This is a genomic window from Nocardia shimofusensis NBRC 100134 (genome assembly GCF_001613125.1).
GTDB lineage: Bacteria > Actinomycetota > Actinomycetes > Mycobacteriales > Mycobacteriaceae > Nocardia > Nocardia shimofusensis.
Map to the genome: position 1 here is coordinate 176,901 of NZ_BDBT01000001.1, position 19,602 is coordinate 196,502.

The following is a 19,602-nucleotide window of genomic DNA, read 5'->3' on the forward strand; positions in this document are numbered from 1 at the left end:
TGGCCGGCTCGGAGACCCTGACGACCAATCTCGCCTTGATGCCAGGCTTCCTCGACCCGGTGAACCTGCTCAACTCTTTCGGCACGTGGGTGCTGGCGGGGCTGCTGCTGGTGGTGTTCATCGAATCCGGTCTGCTGTTCCCGTTGCTGCCCGGTGACTCGCTGTTGTTCACCGCCGGTCTGATCGCGGCCGCGAAGTCCGAGGACATCGATCCGTTCGCGCCGATCGGGGCGCTGCTGGTGCTGATACCGATCGCGGCCTTCGCGGGCGACCAGGTCGGCTACATGATCGGCAATCGTGGCGGCACGGCGTTGTTCAAGGACAACGAGTCGCGCTTCTTCAAGAAGAAGTACATCGACGAGTCGCACGCCTTCTTCGTCAAGCACGGCCCGATCACCATCATCCTGGCCCGCTTCGTACCGTTCGTGCGCACCTTCGCTCCGGTCGTCGCGGGCGCTTCGGGGATGAGCTACAAGGTGTTCGTCGTCTACAACGCGGTCGGCGCGATCCTGTGGGGCTCGGGCGTGACGATGCTCGGCTACCTGCTCGGCCAGATCCAGTTCATTCGCGACAACATCGACCTGATCTTCCTGCTCATCGTGTTCGTCTCGGTGGTGCCGATCTTCGTCGAGATCTTCAAGCGCTGGCGCGGCAAGGGCGACGCCGAGGGCAGCGAGGACGACGACGCCGATACCGATGAGATCGCGGTGGTGAAATCCACCCCCGGTCAGAGCTGAGCACATGACCACCGCCGCGAGCGGGATGAGTTTTCTCGAATCCGCTGGTCCCACTCTCGTGTGGACCGTTGTCCTCAGCTTCGTCTTCCTCGAGTGCGCCGTGATCATCGGCTTGTTCCTGCCCGGCGACTCCATGCTGCTGACCGCGGGCATCGTGATGGCAGGCCACCAGATGGGCGAGAAGCACATCTGGGCGCTGGCCGTCGGGGCGATGGTGGCGGCTGTGGCGGGCAACCAGGTCGGCTACACGATCGGGCAACGGACGGGCACCGGATTCGTGGCCAGGCGCAACGGCCGATACGTCAATGCCCAGAACCTGGAACGGGTCGCGGCGATGCTGCAACGGCACGGCTTCTGGGCCGTGCTGGTGGCCCGCTGGATTCCCTGGGTACGGACCCTGTGCCCGCTGGTGGCGGGCGCCGCGCGGATGGATCACCGTCGCTACACCATCGCCAGCACGATCGGCGCGATCGTCTGGGCGCCGGTGCTGTTGCTGATCGGATTCTACGCCGGTAGTCACCTCGCGCGAATCCCGTGGCTGATGCACGGCGTGACGGCGGTGCTGGTGATAGCGGTGGTCGTCGGCACGATCGTCGGTATCAGGGGCTACCGCCAGGAGATGCGTCAGACCTCCGGAGACGCCGCGAACACAGCACACCACATTGGGAACTACACGGCCGCCGACGCCGCCGCCGACACCCAGCCCATGCAGTACGCGATGGACGCGCGCCGCGAGATCGATCCGCCGACGGTGGTGCTGCCGCGCTGGGAGCCCGGCGCCTCCCGCTGAACTCGCGGTCTAGAAGCCGGCCGCGCTCACCTGATACGCGGCTTCCATCAGCATCCACCCGCTCAGCTGCACCGAAAGATCACGCTCGGGGACCTCCGAAGCGGTCACCGAACCGCCCTGGGTGAAGTGCCCCGCGCCGCTCGCCCCACCGGGCAGCCGAGCCCGCTTCGTCCAATCGACGCCGAACAGCGGCTCGCTCTCGATGTCGAGCCGGTTCCCCCAGGCCGCTGCGGCGGAGGCCAGGACCAGCGCGGCCGCGGTGCGCCGGTCGTTCTCCTGGGTGCGGCCCTCACCGGGCAGCATGAGCGCCACCACCGCCAGGTAGCGAGTCAGGATGCCGTTGAACAATCCGCCGTCGCCACCGCCGCCGCCCGCGATCACCCCGCCGGAGGTCATGTGCTCCTCCACCGCGCCCAGCAGCCGGTGTACTCGCTCCAGATGCCGTGGCTCGTCGGTGTGCATGGCGAGTTCGGCTTCCAGGCCGAGCACGACGCCCTGGCAGTAGGTGAAGGTGGGGCGCTCGATCTCACCGGAGGGCAGGTGGATGCCGTCGAGGATCAGGCCGGTGTTCTCCTCGCGCAGAGTGTCGTCGATCCAGTCCGACATCTCCTGCGCGCGGGCGTGCCTGCCGAGCCTGCACAGGGCGATCGCGGCCGGGCCGTTGGCCGGGGCGTTGTAGTAGTCCGAGCGCTCCCGCCACGGGATGCCGCCGCCGATCTCCGGCCGCCAGGCGTTGTAGAGCTTCTTCTCCAGCGCGGTCAACGCTCCGCGCGCGGCGGTGACGCCCTGGATGCGCTCGGCCCGTTCCAGCGCGATCGCCAGCCAGGCCATGTCGTCGTAGTACTTGTTCGTCCAACCGGTGAGGTTGCGCATCCGGTGCGAGCGCACCAGTTCGGCGAGCCGGGCGCGCCGCGCCGGGGTCGGCGTCCGGTTCACGGCGTCGACGGCGCAGTCGATCAGATGCGCCTGCCACCAATAGTGCCAGGAAGCGAACAGCCGTTCACGCCGGGTGGCGGGCCAGCCGACAACCGCCAATTCCGTTCCAGGACACGCCCACAACGCGCGCAGATGCCGGGAGATGATGGCGGATTCGGCCATGTCCGCACGTTCCGACCACAGGGCGGGGGTCGGTGCTGTCTCCGGCCCTGGCAGTGGGCTCCGCGTGGTCATAGCTCAATGGTGCCAGGTACACCGCGATTCTTGCCGCTGAATTGTTACCGGATGGCCGCCGAATCCGTTACCCGCGAGCGCTGCACGGCGTCACCGGTCACCACGCCCTGGACAGGTCCGCGTGCGCGCGCACCCAGGCGTGCATGGCGATGCCCGCCGCGACACCGGCGTTGATGCTGCGGGTGGAACCGAACTGGGCGATCGAAACGGTCATGGCGGCGGCGTTCTTGGCGTGCTCGGTGACGCCGGGGCCCTCCTGGCCGAACAGCAGCAGACACTCGCGCGGCAGTTCGGCGGTCTCCAGCGGCACCGCGCCGGGCACGTTGTCGACGGCGACCACGGTCAGCCCGGCCCGGTCGGCATAAGCGCGCAGCGCGTCGACATCGGTGTGGTGCTCGATGTGCTGATAGCGGTCGGTGACCATGGCGCCCCGGCGATTCCACCGTCGCCTGCCCACGATGTGCACCGCGGCCGCGGCGAAGGCGTTGGCGGTGCGCACCACGGTGCCGATGTTGGCGTCATGGGCGAAGTTCTCGATCGCCACGTGGAACGGGTGCCTGCGGCTGTCGATGTCGGCGACGATGGCTTCGCGGGTCCAGTACCGGTAGGCGTCGACCACATTGCGCCGATCGCCGTGGGCGAGCAGTTCCGGATCGAGGCGCGGATCGGCGGGCGGGGGCGTGCCGAACTCGGCGACCCACGGGCCGAGACCGTGCGGGTGCTCGCCCCATTCGGTCGGTCCGGCCGCTGCCTGCTGCCCGGGGGTGTCCAGCGGTGACTGCTCTTCCACGCCGCTGATGCTAGAGCCGCCCGGCCCCGGTACCGGCGCGCGCCCTCGTCAGTACGTCGACCCCGAGGACGAGATGGCGCCGATGAGCACGAGCACGACCATGAGGACGATGGCGAGCACGTAGAGCAGCAGCAGGATGGTGCCGATGATGCCGCAGATGTAACCGGCTTTCGCCGACCCCTGCCCGCCGATCGCGCCGCCGGAGGCGTCGATCTCGTCGAGCACCCGCTTGCCCATGAACCACGCGAAGGGCGCGCACAACTGACACAACACGAGGCCGAGGATGCCGAGCACCAGCACGGTCGTCGCCTGCGGATGATCCTGCGGCGGCGGGCCGTAGGACGCGTACGGATGTCCGTACTGGGGTGGATACGTCATGTCGCCCGATGCTAGTGCGTGCGGGCGTGGGCGCGCGGGTCGGCGAGCAGGTACTGCGCGGCGGCGTAGGTGCCGAGGATGACCGCCTCGGTACCGCGACGAGCCCGGGTCGAGCGGGCGAAGACGCGCCGCAGGATGATCAGGCCGTCGGAGAGGGTGAACAACAGCGAGCCGAGCGCCAACCGGCTGCGCGGGTCGCCGTCGGGGACGTTCAGTCCGCCGATATTCGCTGCCTCGGGCGCCAGTTCCGGGTCCGAGGCCAGCACGCCCGCCGTGGCGAGAGTCGCGCCGTAGGCGGTGAGCGGCAGCGCGACCGCCGGTGTCCGGACCCGCATGAGCACACCCGCGCCGAGCCACGCCGCAATCCGCTGCACGGCGATCGCCTTGCTCGGCCGTGCCCCGCGCCGCCACCACAGGCCGGCGTACCCGGTCTGCATGATGGCGAAGGCGGAGGCGCCCGCGATCAGGCGGCCGTCGTCGTCGGGATCGATGAGCAGTACGTCGCCCACGGTGGCAGCGCCCAGCGAGGCCAGCAGCACTGTGCGCTCGGTGGGGTCGATGTCCACGCCGCCGGTCACCACATCGGCGGCCAGCAAGGGCATCATCAGCGGCTTGGCCAGCCACTGCACCTTGTCGCGGCCGGTGGCGGCGCCGTAGACGGTCGCCGCCGCAGCAGCGAGATAGCCCAGCCGAAACGGGCGCAGCCGCGCATCAGACACCGAAACTGGCTTCCTTCGGAGCGGGCGGCAGGGTGACGACCTGACCGGCGTAGCTCAGGCCCGCGCCGAAGCCGAGCAGCAGAGCGAGCTGACCGCCCTTGGCCTTGCCGGTCACCAGCATCTCCTCCATCGCCAGCGGGATGGACGCGGCCGAGGTGTTGCCGGTGTTCTCGATGTCGTTGGCCATCGGAATGTCGTCGGCCAGACCGAGGTTCTTCTTCATCAGCTCGTTGATGCGCGCGTTGGCCTGATGCGGGACGAACACCTCGATGTCGTCCTTGGACACCCCGGAGGCCTCCAGCGCGCTCGACAGCGCGCGCGGCAGAGTGACCGCGGCCCAGCGGAAGACCTTGGGGCCCTCCATGCGCAGCGACATCCGGCCCACCGGCTCGACCTCGGGGTCGGTGCCCTGCAGTTCCTGCGCGCGGTGCATGTAGGCGAGGAAGTCGATGTCCTGGGCGATGGCGTCGGCGTTCTCACCGTCGCTGCCCCACACCGTCGGGGAGATGCCGTTCTCCTCGCTCGGGCCGACCACCACCGCGCCCGCGCCGTCACCGAAGATCATGGCGGTGCCGCGGTCGGTCGGGTCCAGGCCGACGGTCATCGTCTCGGCGCCGATCACCAGGATGTACTCCGCCGAACCCGCGCGGATCAGATCCGCGGCCACGCCGAGGCCGTAGCCGAAACCGCCGCAGCCGGAGGTGAGGTCGAAGGCGGGGACGCCGTTCATGCCCAGATCCGCGGCGACCGTCGGCGCGCCGTGCGGGGTGAGCTTGAGCCAGCTCGAGGTACACAGCAGCACCATGCTGATCTTCGACCGGTCGATGCCGGTGTTGCTCAGCGCGCGCTCACCGGCCGCGGCGGCGATCGAGCGCAGCGTCTCGTCGCCGCTGATCCAGCGACGGTTGCGCACGCCGGTGCGCTCGTAGATCCACTGGTCGGTCGAGTCGAGGACCTCACAGACCTCGTCGTTGCTGACGATGCGTTGCGGCCGGTAGGCACCGATGCCGAGCATCGCGACATTCGCGCGACCTTTGTTAACTGCAATGCTCACCACTGGCGACTCACACGTCCTTACACCACGCAGACAGACAGATCATCGTCCAGGCTAACCCAGCGCCAGATCCTTGAGACCGAGGATCGAACGATATTCCAATCCCTCGGCGGCGATGACCTTGTCGGCCCCGGTTTCGCGGTCCACGACGGTGGCCACGCCGACCACTTCCGCCCCGGCTTCGCGCAGCGCACGCACCGCCGTCAGCGGCGAGTTTCCGGTGGTCGTGGTGTCTTCCACGACGAGTACCCGCTTGCCGACGATGTCGGGCCCCTCGATCTGACGCTGCATGCCGTGTGTCTTGGCGGCCTTACGCACCACGAAGGCGTCGATGGGCCTGCCGGGCGCGTGCAGCACGGCCAGCGCGACCGGATCGGCGCCCATGGTGAGCCCGCCGACGGCGTCGAAATCCCAGTCGGCCACCAGTTCGCGCAGCAGTTTGCCGATCAGTGGCCCGGCTTCGTGGTGCAGCGTGGCCCGGCGCAGGTCGACGTAGTAGTCGGCCTCCTTGCCGGAGGACAGCGTGACCTTGCCGTGCACCACGGCGAGTTCGCGTACCAGTGCGGCCAGCGCATCGCGGTCCGCGCCGGACAGCTCGGGCCGTGCGGCCCGCGCCTGGTCGATCATGATGTCGTCTCCTTTTTCAGGTACGTCCGCGTGAATTGAACAGGCCCCGGTTCATTCGAACCTGCAGGCCCCGGGGGATGAGGCCGGCAGCGGTGGTGAGTGCCTTGTACTGCACGCCGGGCACGCTGATCACGCGATCGGCGTCCAGGTCGCGCAGCGAAGCGCTGACGACCTGATCGACGGAGAGCCACAGCGGCTCGGGCAGCGAGGACATCTCGATGCCCGCCCGCTGGTGGAACTCGGTGCGCACGAAGCCGGGGCACAATGCCTGGATGCGCACCCCCGTGCCGGCGAGTCCACCCGCCAATCCCTCGGAGAAGGATACGACGTAGGACTTGGAGGCCGAGTAGGTCGAGCCACGGCCGGGGATGAGGCCCGCGACGCTGGCGACGTTGACGATCGATCCCTTGCCCGCCGCGATCATCGACGGCAGCGCGGCGTGGGTGAATCGCAGCACCGAGGTGACATTGACGTCGAGCTGGGCCTGCAACTGCTCGTAGGGCAGCTCCCAGAACTCGCCCGAATGCGCGAAACCCGCGTTGTTGACGAGGAATTCGACGCCCTCGGCCACCCGGGCGGCGACCCGGTCGCGGTCTGCCTCTTTCGTCAGATCCGCGGACAGCACCTCCGAGCGGGTGGCGTAGGAGCGCTCCAGTTCCGAGGCCAGCGCCCGGAGCCGGTCCGCGTCGCGGGCGACGAGCACCAGGTCGTAGCCGAGAGCGGCCAGCTCGGTCGCGTAGCCCTGGCCGATGCCGGAGGTGGGTCCGGTGATCAGGGCGATGGGACGGGTGGCGCCCGGCAGGCGCGCGGGGGGCGGGTTGTCGGTCATGACATCGCCAATCCGGTCGACGGGGTGGACGTGGTGGCACGGCGCCGAGCCTCTTCTGCCGAGGCGGTCTCGGGCGCGTTCGTGGTCGATCCAACCACCTCGTCACCGCGCCGCATCGCAGCGGCACCGATCCGGGTCGTTTCGCCCCGGAACCCGGGTCCTTCTACCCGAGGCCGAGCCACCGCGGCGCGGGGCCGGATCGTTCCGGCACGCGGCCGGATCAGCTGAGCACGCCGCCGGGTCACCTCGGCACGCCGCCGAATCGCCTCGGCACAGGGCCGAATCCCAACGGCACGCGGCCGAGTCACCTCGGCACATGCCCGGATCACAACGGCACGCGGCCGACTCACTTCGGCACGGGGCCCTGGTACGGGCGGAATCCCGGGTGGAACGGTCCGCCCGGCCGCTCGCCGGCGGGTCCGGAAGCGGGACGCGGGCGCTCGTCGGAGCCGGACTCGGCGTCGTCGCGAGGGCCACGGTCACGGTCACGCTCGGCACGGGCGCCGTCTTCCCGTGCGCGCTCGTCGCGGGCACGATCGGGCACGACGGCCAGCGAGGGCCGGCGGGCGCCCTCGGCGTCGGCCCGTGCCGCCCTGGCCGCCGCGATCTCGTCGTCGGCGTCGGGCGCATCGATGTCGCTGTCGTCGGCGGGATCGTCGTCGTGATCGTCGTGGCCGTCATGGTCCCGGTCACGGGCCGGGCCGTCGGGATCGTCGTCGGAGTCGTCGGACCCCGGGTCGCGGTCGGCAGGCGGCCGGAGACGGCCACGTTCGGGCTCGCGCGCTTCGCTGACCGGCGGCAACACATGCAGCAGGCCCGACAGGCGCAGCACGGCGTCGATCGCGGTCTCCCAGTCCCGGGCGACGGTGCCGACATTGAGCATGCCGAGCGTCCAGTTGCCCTCGCTCCACAGCATCTGCACGGTGTCGGGCAGCGTCTCGATGAACGCCACCATCCGCTGATCCACCGCGTGCCGGGCGATCTCCGGATTGGTCGCGAACACCACCCGGTCGCCGATCGCGCCGAGCAGCTCCAGATCGGCGTCCTTGGGCGGGGACGCGGTCTTCAGGCGCATGTCGACATCGATGTCGGAGCCGATCTGACGGCGCACGGCCACCAGCGTCGCGGCGTCCTCGAGATCGAACAGCACGAACTTCTCGCCCTTGCGGATGCCGGACACCACGTCCACGGCGGACAGATAGCCGAGCTTGGCCAGCGCACCACGCCGCCAGGTCGACGTGAGCGCCGGTTCCACCGACACGTAGGTGTATCCCTGGGCCTTCGCCCACACCTGGCGCGCGTGACCGGACCGCTGCCGCTGGACCCGATCGAAATACAGCAGTACGACCGCACCCACGAGTGAGATCGCCGCCAACCCGAACCACATAGCCGTCATCGCGGTCTACCCTAATATCCCGGTCATCGTCCGCCACCGGGCAACGCGGTGCTGACGATGATTCTCGCCTGAATCGTGCCGTCCGTGCCCGTCTCACCCTGCACCACGACCATCTCGCCGACCGGCAGATCCGCGGCGCGCAGCACCGACAGCGAGATCACCTGGGTCGCGTCGTCGGTGCGCACGGTGACCTCTCCACCGGTCATCGTGCTGATGGTCAGGATGCCGCCGTCGTTGGCGGTGATGGTGCCGACCGTAGCGCCGAGCTCCTCCAGGCCGAGATCGGGTAGCCCCGGAACTCCGGGGTTCGACAGTCCGGGTAGCGCAGGGGTGCTCGGCGTTGCCTGGAACGGCAGCGTGTAGGTGGTGCTCGTGCTACCTGCCGCGGAGGTGTCGGTGTCGTCTTCACCGCCGAGCATCAGCCCCGCGCCGATGCCGACCACGCCCACCAGCGCGAGCACACCCAGGCCGAGCGCGATCCACAGGCCGGTGTTGCGCTTGTGCGGTTCCGGTCCAGGCGGCGGGGAGTGGCCCGGCGGCGGGTTCGCCCCCGGCGGCTGCTGACCCGGCGCGCCCGTCCACGGGGCGCCCGCCCATTGCTGTTGCTGCTCGCCCTGCCACTGACCGCCGGGTTCGTAGGCGCCCCACTGCGCGTCCAGCGCCGGGATCTCGCGGGTGGCCCCGGCGGGCGGCGGCGTGGACCACGGGTCGTACTGCTCGGTGGGCGGATATTCACCGTGCCCGAAGGCCCCCGGTGGGCCGAGGTGTTCGGTCGGCGCATCGCCCGGCCGCTGCCCCCAGGGGTCCTTCGGGTTGGTCATGCTTTCAGACTAGGGGTGTGCGCGACGATCCGCCGCACGTTCACGGTCCGGGATCGCTCGCGCCGCGACCAGCGCAAGCCCCGTGAACACGACACATCCCCACCGGGATTCGACCGGTGGGGATGTGTCGTGTCATGCGGCCGTGCCGCGGGGTGTCATGCGGCCGTGCCGCGGGGTGTCATGCGGTCAGGCCGCGGGGCCGACGACCAGTTCGCCGCCGTCGGCGCTGACACCCACGTGCACGGTGTCACCGTCGGCGACCTTGCCCGCCAGCAGCTCCTTGGCGAGAGTGTCGCCGATGGCCTGCTGGATCAGCCTGCGCAGCGGCCGCGCGCCGTAGGCCGGGTCGTAGCCGCGCACCGCCAGCCACATCCGGGCCGCCGGAGTGACCTCGAGGGTCAGGCGACGCTGCGCCAGCCGCTTCTGCAGCTGGTCGAGCTGGATCTCGACGATGTGCTGGAGCTGTTCCTCGTCGAGGGGGTGGAACATGACCACGTCGTCGAGCCGGTTGATGAACTCCGGCTTGAAGGCCGAACGCACCGCGTTCATCACGAACTCCTCGTCACCGCCTGCCCCGAGGTTGGAGGTGAGGATGAGGATGGTGTTGCGGAAGTCCACCGTGCGGCCCTGGCCGTCGGTGAGCCGTCCCTCGTCGAGCACCTGCAACAGGATGTCGAAGACGTCCGGGTGCGCCTTCTCGATCTCGTCGAACAGCACCACCGTGTACGGCCGCCGCCGCACCGCCTCGGTCAGCTGACCGCCCTGGTCGTAGCCGACATAGCCGGGAGGGGCGCCGACCAGGCGGGCGACAGCGTGCTTCTCGCTGTACTCGCTCATGTCGATGCGCACCATCGCGCGCTCGTCGTCGAACAGGAAGTCGGCCAGCGCCTTGGCCAGCTCGGTCTTGCCGACGCCGGTCGGGCCGACGAACAGGAAAGAGCCGGTCGGCCGGTTCGGGTCGGCCACCCCGGCGCGCGCCCGCCGCACCGCGTCGGAGACCGCCTGCACCGGAGCCTTCTGGCCGACGACGCGACGGCCCAGTTCGTCCTCCATCCGCAGCAGCTTCTGGGTTTCGCCCTCGAGCAGCCTGCCGACCGGGATGCCCGTCCACGACGAGACCACCTCGGCGATGTCGTCGGGACCGACCTCCTCCTTGAGCATGAGCTCCCCGCCGGAGGCCGCGCCCGAGGACTTCTCGGCCTCGGCGAGCTCCTTCTCCAGCGCCGGGATGCGGCCGTAGCGCAGCTCGGCGGCCTTGCCCAGATCGCCGTCGCGCTCGGCGCGCTCGGACTCCCCGCGCAGGGACTCGAGCTGCTCCTTCAGCACGCGCACCTGGTCGATGGCCTTCTTCTCGTTCTGCCACCGGGTGGTCAGCTGGTTGAGCTTCTCGCGGTCGTCGGCCAGCTCCTGGCGCAGCTTGGCCAGGCGCACCTTGGACGCCTCGTCGGTCTCCTTCTCGAGCGCGACCTCCTCGATCTCGAGCCTGCGCACCGCGCGTTCGACCTCGTCGACCTCGACCGGACGCGAGTCGATCTCCATGCGCAGCCGCGAGGCGGACTCGTCGACCAGGTCGATCGCCTTGTCCGGCAGGAAGCGCGAGGTGATGTAGCGGTCCGACAGCGCGGCCGCGGCGACCAGGGCCGAGTCGGTGATCCGCACGCCGTGGTGCACCTCGTAGCGCTCCTTGATGCCGCGCAGGATGCCGACGGTGTCCTCCACCGACGGCTCGCCGACCAGCACCTGCTGGAAGCGCCGTTCCAGGGCGGCGTCCTTCTCGATGTGCTGGCGGTATTCCTCGAGCGTGGTCGCGCCGACGAGCCGCAGCTCGCCGCGGGCCAGCATGGGCTTGATCATGTTGCCCGCGTCCATCGCCGATTCGCCGGTCGCGCCCGCGCCGACGATGGTGTGCAGCTCGTCGATGAAGGTGATGATCTGACCCGCGCTGTTCTTGATGTCCTCGAGCACGGCCTTGAGCCGCTCCTCGAACTCACCGCGGTACTTCGCGCCCGCCACCATCGCGCCCAGATCCAGCGAGACGACCTTCTTGCCGCGCAACGATTCCGGCACGTCGCCGGCGACGATTCGCTGAGCCAGGCCCTCCACGATCGCGGTCTTGCCGACGCCCGGCTCACCGATCAGTACCGGGTTGTTCTTGGTGCGACGGCTGAGCACCTGCACGACGCGGCGGATCTCGGTGTCGCGGCCGATCACCGGGTCGAGTTTGCCGGTACGGGCGGCCTCGGTGAGGTCGGTGGAGTACTTCTCCAGCGCCTGATAGGTGGACTCCGGGTCCGCGGTGGTGACCCGGGCGCTGCCGCGCACCTTGGTGAACGCCTCACGCAGCGCGTCGGCGGTCGCGCCGTGGCCGACCAGCAGCTTGGCCACGTCGGAATCACCCGCGGCCAAGCCGACCATGACGTGCTCGGTGGAGACGTACTCGTCGCCGAGCTCGGTGGCCAAACGCTGGGCGGCGGTGATCGCGGCCAGCGCGTCGCGGCCGAGTTGCGGCTGCGTGGTGGCGCCGGTGGCGCGCGGCAGCCGGTCGACGAGATCCTGGGCTTCGCGCCGCACCGCCGCAGGCTGCACGCCGACAGCTTCGAGCAGCGGACCCGCGATGCCGTCGGTCTGATCGAGCAACGCCACCAGCAAGTGCGCCGGACGGATCTCCGGGTTCCCCGCGGCCGAGGCGGCCTGCAGGGCAGCGGTCAGGGCCGCCTGGGTCTTAGTGGTGGGATTGAACGAGTCCACCTCATCACCTCTCGAGGTTGTGTGCGGTTGTCTGTTGCCTGCTTCAACGTATACGAAGTTGAGTCTGTTCCGCTCAAGTCATAAATTCTCGCCGACTCCCGCGAACTCGGCCCGACCGGCGAACCCGCAGGTCGCCAGCCCTCACGCTACGCCGCACCGCACCCACGAGGCCGTCCATCTCGCGTGATAGCCGAGCCACCAACAAGTGACTTGCCCCACTCGGGGAACCGACGGTCCGTCGAACCACGTCCAACCCCTCGTCAGCGCTTTGTCGACGGCGGGAGGCAGTGTGGCCGAGGAATATCCGGAAGTGACGCGAGCCGACAACGCCGCGCTGCGATCGCAGATCGAGTCGATGCTCGACTCCTACGAGCACGACACCTCCGCGCTGTTGGATGCCCAGCAGCGTGCGGCCCAACCGGTGACCGTGTGGTCCGACGACAACCTGGTCCGAGTCACCGCGACCATCGCCGGTGTCGTCGACGTACACATCGAGGCAGAGGCGTTCAAGAACTCCACCCCGCACCGGCTGGGCGCCTCGATCACCACGACCGTGCAGGAGGCGGCGCGGGTCGCCGCGGCCGGTCTGGAGCAGGCCATGGCGCCGTGGACCGCGCTCGCCGAGTCGATGCCGGACCTGCCCGACTTGGTCCCCGGCGCGCCGTCGACGAAAGACCTGCTCGCCCGGCTGAGTCCGCCCCCGCCCGACCGGGTGACCCCGCCACCTCTCGACGACGGCGACGAGGACGAGGACGACTACTTCCGCAACCAGGGATACCTGCGATGAGTTCCTTGCAAGCCGATCCCGACGCCCTGCGCAACACCAAGACATCGTTCGACTCGGCGGCCTCGGCCATCACCACCGCCGCCGACCACCTGGCCGCCGTCATCGCCGCCGAGGGCGAATGCTGGGGCAACGACGAGATCGGCCAGTCCTTCGCCACGAACTACACCAACGGCGTGGAGCAGGGGCAGAAGGCGGTCGAGAACCTGGCCACCTCGATGACCCAGCTCGGCGCGAACATGGTGACCATCGCCGACAAGCTGGTCGAGCAGGACACCGAACGCGCGGCGCAGCTGCAGAATTCGACCGGGACGTAAGCCGGCCTCGAGTTGCGCGGGGCGGCTGTTTCGCGGATCGGATCGTTAGGGTTGGCGCATGTCTGAAATCACGCTGGCGAATCTGCTGGACGACGCGGCGTTGCTGTCGCTCGAGCATCAGATTCATCTGTCGGACGTTGCGGGGGACCGGCCGTGGAGCGTCGATCTCGAAGGGGCGGGGCGGTTCACGTTCACCGGGGATCAGCCGATCGAGGCGCAGCGGGTGCATCTGCTGGGGTCGGCGGCGCCGGGTCCGGAGTCGTTCCTGTGGTCGTGGGCCAATCCGGCCGGGTATTCGGAGGAAGTCACGGGACTGGCGAAAGCGGTGCGGGACTTCGGAATTCAGCACGGCATTCGCGAACTCGGTGAGCCGGAGGTGCCGTTCTCGGCACTACCGGGGTCGCCGTCGGATCCGGTGATCGTGGTGGCGATCCTCATGGACGCCGCGAAAGCTGTTTCGGGGCTGTGGACTTCCTACACCGGCCCGGTCGGCGGCGGAACTCGCGCGGCATTTCTCATCGAGCATCCCTCGTTCCGTTTGCCCGCGCCGACGGGTCCGCGCATCGCCACCGTGTTGCGGCAGGGATTGATGTTGCCGACGCTGCGGGACCACCGGCGGGCGCTGTACAGCTACGTGACCGAGCGCGGGCTGCACGGGCAGCCGAACGCGGACTGGTCGCAATTGGAGATCACCGGGCCGGGCATCGCGGCGACGGTCACATTCGACGAGCACGCGCGGACCAGGAATATCGATATCCGGATGGACGGGTCGGCCGGCGGGGGCGAACTCCGTCTCGCCGCGCCGTTCGACGGGCGCGATCCGCAGGGCAGGCCGATCGTGCATCGGCCGCCGGTGGACCCGCGGATTCTGGACCGGGTGCTGCACTACCTGCAGTACGCCCCGGTGGTGCTGGCCGCGCGCAGCCGTGCTGCCGACGACTTCAACCCGGCCGAGCAGGATGTGCCGATGAATTTCCACACCGACGGGGTTTTCGTGTGGCCTGGCGCGGTGCCGCACTACCTGCGCAAGTACGGGGTACCGCCGGAGCAGCCGTTACTGCAGCACATCATCGGCAGGAACTTCGAGATCGGCGAGGTCGACGACGCGACGCGTGAGGCCGCCGTCACCCGCGTGACCAGCTGAAACCCGGTTCCGGCGGCCCCGGAAACCCGGAGCTCCCGCGAGTCGGCGGGCCGACCTGAAATCCGTCCACCCGACCTGGCGATTTTTCAGGGATACTGGGAGCCGATGGACCGCCGGATCACGGCGGTCCCTGCGCACGCGACCGAAGAATGCGCAGATGAACGGGAAGAAAGGAAGCTCCTGTCGTGGATGCGCGTTCGGCAGCGCTGGTCCGCGCCAATCTCCGTGCGGTGATTCAGTCACCGAGCGGACCCGAGCGGTTGATCAGTGCGTTCTATGGTCATATGTTCGCTCACAACGCAGGGCTTCGCGAACTCTTCCCCCCCGCCATGGATATGCAGCCCAAGCGGCTGGCGACGGCGATCGCTTTCGTCCTCGATCACCTCGAGGACTGGGACCGGGCGCAGAACTTCCTCGAGCAGCTGGCCCGCGACCACCGGAAATACGGGGTCACCGCCGAGCACTACGACTTGGCCGGGGTCGCGTTGCTGGAAGCGTTCCGCACCTACAACGGCCCGGCCTGGACCAGAGAATTGGAAGAGGGCTGGCGGGATGTGTGCATCTTGATCTCGGCGTCCATGGCGATCGGCGCCAACTCCGACAAATCCCAGCCGTATTGGGAGGCGACCGTGGTCGGGCATCGGCGGGTGCTCGACGATCTGGCGATCGTGCGCCTGCAATCCGATACTCCGGTGCCCTACCAGGCCGGGCAGTACGTGCCGGTCGCGGTACCGCAGCGGCCCAAGATGTGGCGCTATTTCTCGCCCGCCATTCCGTCGAATCCCTACGGCGAGATCGAATTCCATGTGCGCAAGGTGCGTGGCGGCTGGGTGAGCCCGGCGATCGTCAACGAAACCCAGGTGGGTGATCGCTGGCTGATCGGCGGACCGCTCGGCGGTCTGCACATCGACCGCGACAGCGGCAAGGACGTGCTGCTGATCGGTTCGGGCACGGGCATCGCGCCGTTGCGCGCGCAGCTGATCGAGATGAGCCAGCGCGGGGTGAATCCGCGGGTGCATTTCTTCATCGGCGGTCGCTACCCGTGCGACCTCTACGACGTGGAGAACATGTGGCAGCTCTCGCAGAGCAACCCGTGGCTGACGATCGTGCCGGTGTGCGAGCAGAAGACCAATCCGTGGTGGTACCCCCACCCGCCGACCGACGCCCCCTACGGCATGCATCGCACGTTGATCGGCAACCTGGGCGCGGTCGTCGCGAGCTTCGGAGCGTGGGAGGACCGGCAGATCCAGATCGCCGGGTCCGCGCCGATGATCGCCGACACCCGGCGGGCGTTGATCGCGGTCGGCACCCCTGAGCACATCATCAGCAGCGACCCGATCGGATAGGGCATGATCGCCGGACGGGAGAGCGCGCTCACCCCACGGAGACAGGAGTTCGGATGACGGAGCGGTCGGTATGACAGAGCCGGGGGCGCTCGATCAGGGTGTCGCGCAGAGCGAGTGGACGGCGACCGTGGTCGGGCACCATCGCCTGCGCCACGACATCGCCGTCATCCGGTTGATCGGCGAGTTCGTGCCGTTCCGCGCCGGGCAGTCGGTGGAGGTGCGCACCGCCGGGCAACCCGGCGTGCGCCGCAGGCTCTCCCCGGCGCTGCCGCCCTCGCTGGACGGGAAGCTGGAGTTCCACGTGCGGACGGTGCCGGGCGGGTGGCTCAGCGGCAGCCTGGTCGCCGACACCGAGGCCGGGGACGAGTGGCGGATCGGCGCGCCTGCGGGCACCTTCCACGTCGATCCGGAAGGGGACGAGGTGGTCATGATCGCGGGCGGCACCGGGCTGGCGCCGATGCGCGCGCAGATCCTGGAACTGGCGCGCGCGCCGCGGCCGCCGCACACCTACCTGTTCGTGGGCGGACGCAGCCCGCGCGACCTGTACGCCTCGGACATGCTGGTGCTGCTGGCGGCCGAATTGCCGTGGCTCACCGTGGTTCCGGTGGTCGATCGCCTCTCGGACCCCAACTGGGCCGACGAATGGTACGAGCACACGCGGGCCGAGGTCGACGTGGACTTCCCGGCCGACGATCTGCTCGAGGGCACGCTGGCCGATGTGGTCGGTTCGCACGGCGCGTTCGATCACCATCAGGTGCTGGTGTGCGGCTCGCCCGCGATGACGAGGGCGACGGTCGACCGATTGGTGGCGACGGGAACCCCGCGTGGGGCCATCCAGTACGAGGGATTCTGACCCGGCTCAGAACAGCGGGTCGTGGCGGATGTTCTCGGCCTGCGCGCCGACCGACATGAGCCGGAACCGGGTGGTCTGCACCATCGACGGGGAGCCGGCGATCTGGATGTCGTGATCGGTCCACGGGCCCGACTCCGCGACGAGCTTGCCGATCTGCCCGATCAGCCGGGGTTGTAAGCCGGGGAAATGCGGTTCCGGCTCGCCCGGAGCGCGGTAGAACCACCACGGGTTCTCCTCGCTCTCGGCGACCGGGGTGACGGTCAGCCAGCCGTGCTCGACCGCCAGCGCGTTCAGGATCTCCAGGTCGTAGAGATCGCAGGGGTGGTGGCCGCCGACGAACAGGTGCACCTTGGGGTTGCTGCGTCGCTGCGCCATCTCCAGCAGTTGGGCGCGCAACGGGGCGATGCCGGTGCCGCAGCCGACCATCAGCATCTTGCGGGTGGCATTTCGCGCGACCCCGAGCGCACCGAGCGGGGAGCCGATCAGCCACTCGTCGCCGATCTGCGTCTGGCTGATGATCGCCGGGCTCACCCAGCCGCCCATTATCCCGCGAACGTGGAATTCCATCTCGCCCTGAGGATTCGACGGCACCGCCGGGGAAAGATATCGCCACATGCGCGGGCGGGAGGGAATCTGCACGCTCATGTACTGGCCCGCGGCGTATTCCATCGGCTGATCGAGTCGGAGCCGGATGACCGACAGATTCCGCAATACCGATCTGTTCTCCACGACCCGGCCGGACCACACCGCCGGTGACGACTCCTGCTCGGCGGCGTCGAGCATGGTCCTGGAGATGAGTGCGAGCCCTTCGTCCCAGGCGCGGTCCACTTCGTCGGTCCACATCTCGGTGCCGGCGAACTGGCGCACCGCGGACTTCAACGAGGCGGTCACGGCGACGTAGTGCTCACCGCGGACGCCGTATTTGCGGTGGTCACGGCCGAGCTGGGCGAGGAAGGGGATCAGTGCGTCCGGATCCTCGAGCTGGTCGAGCGCGTAGGAGATGGCGTTGACCAGCCGGTCACGTTGCAGATCCATCGCGGCGGGAAAGAAGTCGCGCACGGGGGGATGGTTGGCGAACAAGATGGCATAGAACGCCTTGGCCAGGCGCTCGGGCCCGTCCTCTTCCGCTGCCACCGCCTTGAAGGTAGTTCTGATCAAAGCGACGGTCCGCGAATCCATTTGCGCCACAACCTCATTTCGCATTCGAACACTGACCGTGCCGGCGAGTGATGTGCTGCGGCGCACTCGACAGCAGCCGATAACACAAGGAGTGTAGGCGAGCCGGGTGGGCAACGGAACGATAACAAAAGACAGCGCGCACGGAATTCCGCCGAAACATGGACGGTGTGGAAATTCGCGCCGCATAACGGACCGAGACCCCGATATGCCCTACTTATTCCGGCAGACTGGTCGGCCCGATCCACGGCAGCAGCCGTTCGGCTAATTCGGTGCCGGATTGCCGTACGGTCGACGAAAGGGCCGGGCCGCACGATTCGTGCGGCCCGGCCCTTGTCGATGTTCAGCGCTGATGCCGGGGCTTCCAGACCACCAGCGCGGTGCTGCGCTGGGACGGCGCCAGGTCGGGGCGGTACCCCGCTCTGGCCCGTTCGAGCTCGGCACGCAGTTCGGCCACCTCCTCCTGGAGGCGCTCGACCTGGTTGGTGAGCTCGATGATGCGTTTGATGCCCGCCAGATTGACGCCCTCGTCCTGGGACAGCCGCTGCACCTCGCGCAGCAGCTCGACATCCCTGGCCGAGTACCGGCGACCGCCGCCCGAAGTGCGTTGCGGCGTCACCAGCCCGAGCCGGTCATACGTGCGCAGAGTCTGCGCGTGCATGCCCGCCAGCTGAGCCGCGACCGAGATCATGAAGAACTCGGCACGCGCCCCGGCGGACGCCTTCGGATCGTCGGACATCACGCACCTGCCCATCCCGCCCGCGGATCGAATCCGGCTGCCTTCTCCGCCTCACGATAACGCTCGAGCGCTTCGACGGCGGCGTCGTCCAGCTTCTGCGGCACCGCGACCTTGACGGTGACCAGCAGGTCACCGGCTCCGCCGCCGCGCTTGGGCACGCCGCGCCCACGCACCCGCAGGGTCCGGCCGTCGGCGGTGCCCGGCGGGACCTTCACCCCGACGCGCCCCTCCAGGGTCGGCACCGACACCGTGGTGCCCAGGACCAGTTCGGCGTAGCTGACCGGCAGCGCCAGGGTCAGGTCGTCGCCGTTGCGGCCGAAGACCTTGTCCTGGCTGACGTGCACGGTCACGTACAGGTCGCCCGAGGGGGCGCCCCGCAGACCGGCTTCGCCCTGGCCCGCCAGCCGGATCTTCTGCCCGTCGCTGACGCCGGGCGGAATCCGCACCGTGATGGTGCGGGTCCGGTTCTGGATGCCGTTGCCGTGGCAGTCCACGCACGGGTCGTCGATGATCGAACCGGTGCCCCGGCAGCCGTCGCAGGGTTCGCTGAACCCGAACGCGCCCTGGTTGCGGTTGATCACCCCGGTGCCGTTGCAGTGCGGACAGACCCGCGGACTGGTCCCCGGCTTCGCACCGCTGCCGTGGCAGGTGGTGCACGGCGAGGGACTGGTCATCCGCAGCGGAACGGTGACACCCTGCGCGGCCTCGCGGAATCCGAGGGTCGTCTCGGTCTCCACATCGGATCCACGGCGCGGCCTGCTGCCGGTGCGGGCGCCGCCCCGGTTGAACAGACCGCCGAGGATGTCGCCGAGCCCGCCGTCACCCGCCGCCCCACCGGCGCCGAAGATGTCGCCGAGGTTGAACTCCTGCGAGAAGCCACCCGCCCCGCCGGGCGCGAACCCGCCGCGTGGGTAGCCACCGCCGGCGAACAGCCTGCGGGTTTCGTCGTACTCCTTGCGCTTGGCCGGGTCGGAGAGCACCGCGTGCGCCTCGCTGACCGCTTTGAAGCGCTCCTCGGCCTTGGTGTCCCCGGGATTCGCGTCCGGATGCAGATCACGGGCGAGCTTGCGGTACGCCTTCTTGATCTCGTCCTGTGAGGCGGAGGAGGAAACGCCGAGTTCCTTGTAGTAGTCCTTCTCGACCCACTCCCGTTGGCTCATCGGTCAGTCCCTCCTTCCGCCTGT

General features: G+C 69.0%; 20 protein-coding genes. 7 read left to right on the forward strand and 13 right to left on the reverse strand.

The features are described from left to right. Nucleotides 1-38 precede the first annotated feature (38 nt). A complete protein-coding gene (locus NS3_RS00855; protein WP_067852754.1) occupies nt 39-737 on the forward strand; it encodes a VTT domain-containing protein in 699 nt (232 codons plus the stop codon). A gap of 4 nt (nt 738-741) precedes the next feature. Beyond that, entirely contained in the window at nt 742-1,527 is a 786-nt protein-coding gene (locus tag NS3_RS00860) for a DedA family protein (protein ID WP_067852262.1), read from the forward strand. Between the two features lie 9 nt (nt 1,528-1,536). Here the strand turns inward: NS3_RS00860 and NS3_RS00865 are convergent, their stop codons facing one another. The 10 genes from NS3_RS00865 to clpB all read right to left on the reverse strand — a co-directional run bounded on the left by NS3_RS00865 (nt 1,537) and on the right by clpB (nt 12,059). Beyond that, complete coding sequence (locus NS3_RS00865) at nt 1,537-2,625, reverse strand: glycoside hydrolase family 76 protein (protein ID WP_084494925.1); 1,089 nt, start codon at nt 2,623-2,625, stop codon at nt 1,537-1,539. A gap of 169 nt (nt 2,626-2,794) precedes the next feature. Continuing rightward, nucleotides 2,795-3,496: a TrmH family RNA methyltransferase gene (locus NS3_RS00870; RefSeq protein ID WP_373865267.1), complete on the reverse strand. Its 702-nt coding sequence runs from the start codon at nt 3,494-3,496 to the stop codon at nt 2,795-2,797. Between the two features lie 39 nt (nt 3,497-3,535). Beyond that, the gene (locus tag NS3_RS00875) at nt 3,536-3,865 is read right to left on the reverse strand and encodes a DNA translocase FtsK 4TM domain-containing protein (protein WP_067852266.1); all 330 of its coding nucleotides are present in this window, start codon (nt 3,863-3,865) and stop codon (nt 3,536-3,538) included. Between the two features lie 11 nt (nt 3,866-3,876). Further along, nucleotides 3,877-4,584: a lysoplasmalogenase gene (locus tag NS3_RS00880; protein WP_245649384.1), complete on the reverse strand. Its 708-nt coding sequence runs from the start codon at nt 4,582-4,584 to the stop codon at nt 3,877-3,879. Next, a complete protein-coding gene (locus tag NS3_RS00885) occupies nt 4,577-5,641 on the reverse strand; it encodes a beta-ketoacyl-ACP synthase 3 (protein WP_067852268.1) in 1,065 nt (354 codons plus the stop codon). Before NS3_RS00885 ends, NS3_RS00880 begins: the two co-directional genes overlap by 8 nt. Before the next feature lie 51 nt (nt 5,642-5,692). Continuing rightward, nucleotides 5,693-6,265, reverse strand: a complete 573-nt coding sequence (gene pyrE, locus NS3_RS00890) for an orotate phosphoribosyltransferase (RefSeq protein WP_067852270.1) — start codon at nt 6,263-6,265, stop codon at nt 5,693-5,695. Between the two features lie 16 nt (nt 6,266-6,281). Next, nucleotides 6,282-7,094, reverse strand: a complete 813-nt coding sequence (locus NS3_RS00895; RefSeq protein ID WP_067852271.1) for an SDR family NAD(P)-dependent oxidoreductase — start codon at nt 7,092-7,094, stop codon at nt 6,282-6,284. Nucleotides 7,095-7,440: 346 nt separating this feature from the next. Further along, the gene (locus NS3_RS00900) at nt 7,441-8,490 is read right to left on the reverse strand and encodes a TtfA family protein (RefSeq protein ID WP_245649386.1); all 1,050 of its coding nucleotides are present in this window, start codon (nt 8,488-8,490) and stop codon (nt 7,441-7,443) included. A 23-nt stretch (nt 8,491-8,513) separates the two neighbouring features. Beyond that, nucleotides 8,514-9,311: a hypothetical protein gene (locus NS3_RS00905; protein ID WP_067852275.1), complete on the reverse strand. Its 798-nt coding sequence runs from the start codon at nt 9,309-9,311 to the stop codon at nt 8,514-8,516. A gap of 186 nt (nt 9,312-9,497) precedes the next feature. Then, the gene (gene clpB, locus NS3_RS00910) at nt 9,498-12,059 is read right to left on the reverse strand and encodes an ATP-dependent chaperone ClpB (RefSeq protein ID WP_067852277.1); all 2,562 of its coding nucleotides are present in this window, start codon (nt 12,057-12,059) and stop codon (nt 9,498-9,500) included. Nucleotides 12,060-12,369: 310 nt separating this feature from the next. Here clpB and NS3_RS00915 point away from each other — a divergent pair, with 310 nt between their 5' ends. From NS3_RS00915 to NS3_RS00935, 5 genes are all read left to right on the forward strand, one after another. Then, nucleotides 12,370-12,846, forward strand: coding sequence for a YbaB/EbfC family nucleoid-associated protein (locus NS3_RS00915; protein WP_084494967.1), 477 nt, complete (start codon nt 12,370-12,372; stop codon nt 12,844-12,846). Further along, the gene (locus NS3_RS00920; RefSeq protein ID WP_067852281.1) at nt 12,843-13,160 is read left to right on the forward strand and encodes a PE domain-containing protein; all 318 of its coding nucleotides are present in this window, start codon (nt 12,843-12,845) and stop codon (nt 13,158-13,160) included. Before NS3_RS00915 ends, NS3_RS00920 begins: the two co-directional genes overlap by 4 nt. 58 nt (nt 13,161-13,218) lie before the next feature. Then, the gene (locus NS3_RS29715) at nt 13,219-14,304 is read left to right on the forward strand and encodes a DUF6882 domain-containing protein (RefSeq protein ID WP_218018177.1); all 1,086 of its coding nucleotides are present in this window, start codon (nt 13,219-13,221) and stop codon (nt 14,302-14,304) included. A 185-nt stretch (nt 14,305-14,489) separates the two neighbouring features. Next, nucleotides 14,490-15,650, forward strand: coding sequence for an FAD-binding oxidoreductase (locus tag NS3_RS00930; protein WP_067852283.1), 1,161 nt, complete (start codon nt 14,490-14,492; stop codon nt 15,648-15,650). Nucleotides 15,651-15,720: 70 nt separating this feature from the next. Continuing rightward, nucleotides 15,721-16,503, forward strand: a complete 783-nt coding sequence (locus NS3_RS00935) for an FAD-binding oxidoreductase (protein ID WP_067852285.1) — start codon at nt 15,721-15,723, stop codon at nt 16,501-16,503. A gap of 6 nt (nt 16,504-16,509) precedes the next feature. Here the strand turns inward: NS3_RS00935 and NS3_RS00940 are convergent, their stop codons facing one another. From NS3_RS00940 to dnaJ, 3 genes are all read right to left on the reverse strand, one after another. Further along, nucleotides 16,510-17,682: an FAD-binding oxidoreductase gene (locus NS3_RS00940; protein WP_067852287.1), complete on the reverse strand. Its 1,173-nt coding sequence runs from the start codon at nt 17,680-17,682 to the stop codon at nt 16,510-16,512. A 340-nt stretch (nt 17,683-18,022) separates the two neighbouring features. Continuing rightward, nucleotides 18,023-18,418 carry a heat shock protein transcriptional repressor HspR gene (locus tag NS3_RS00945; RefSeq protein ID WP_067852289.1) on the reverse strand — a complete coding sequence of 132 codons (396 nt, stop codon included), beginning with the start codon at nt 18,416-18,418 and terminating at the stop codon, nt 18,023-18,025. After that, nucleotides 18,418-19,578 (reverse strand): molecular chaperone DnaJ, encoded by a 1,161-nt coding sequence (gene dnaJ, locus NS3_RS00950; RefSeq protein ID WP_067852291.1) that lies wholly within the window; start codon nt 19,576-19,578, stop codon nt 18,418-18,420. The genes NS3_RS00945 and dnaJ overlap by 1 nt, the downstream gene beginning before the upstream one ends. Nucleotides 19,579-19,602: the final 24 nt, after the last annotated feature.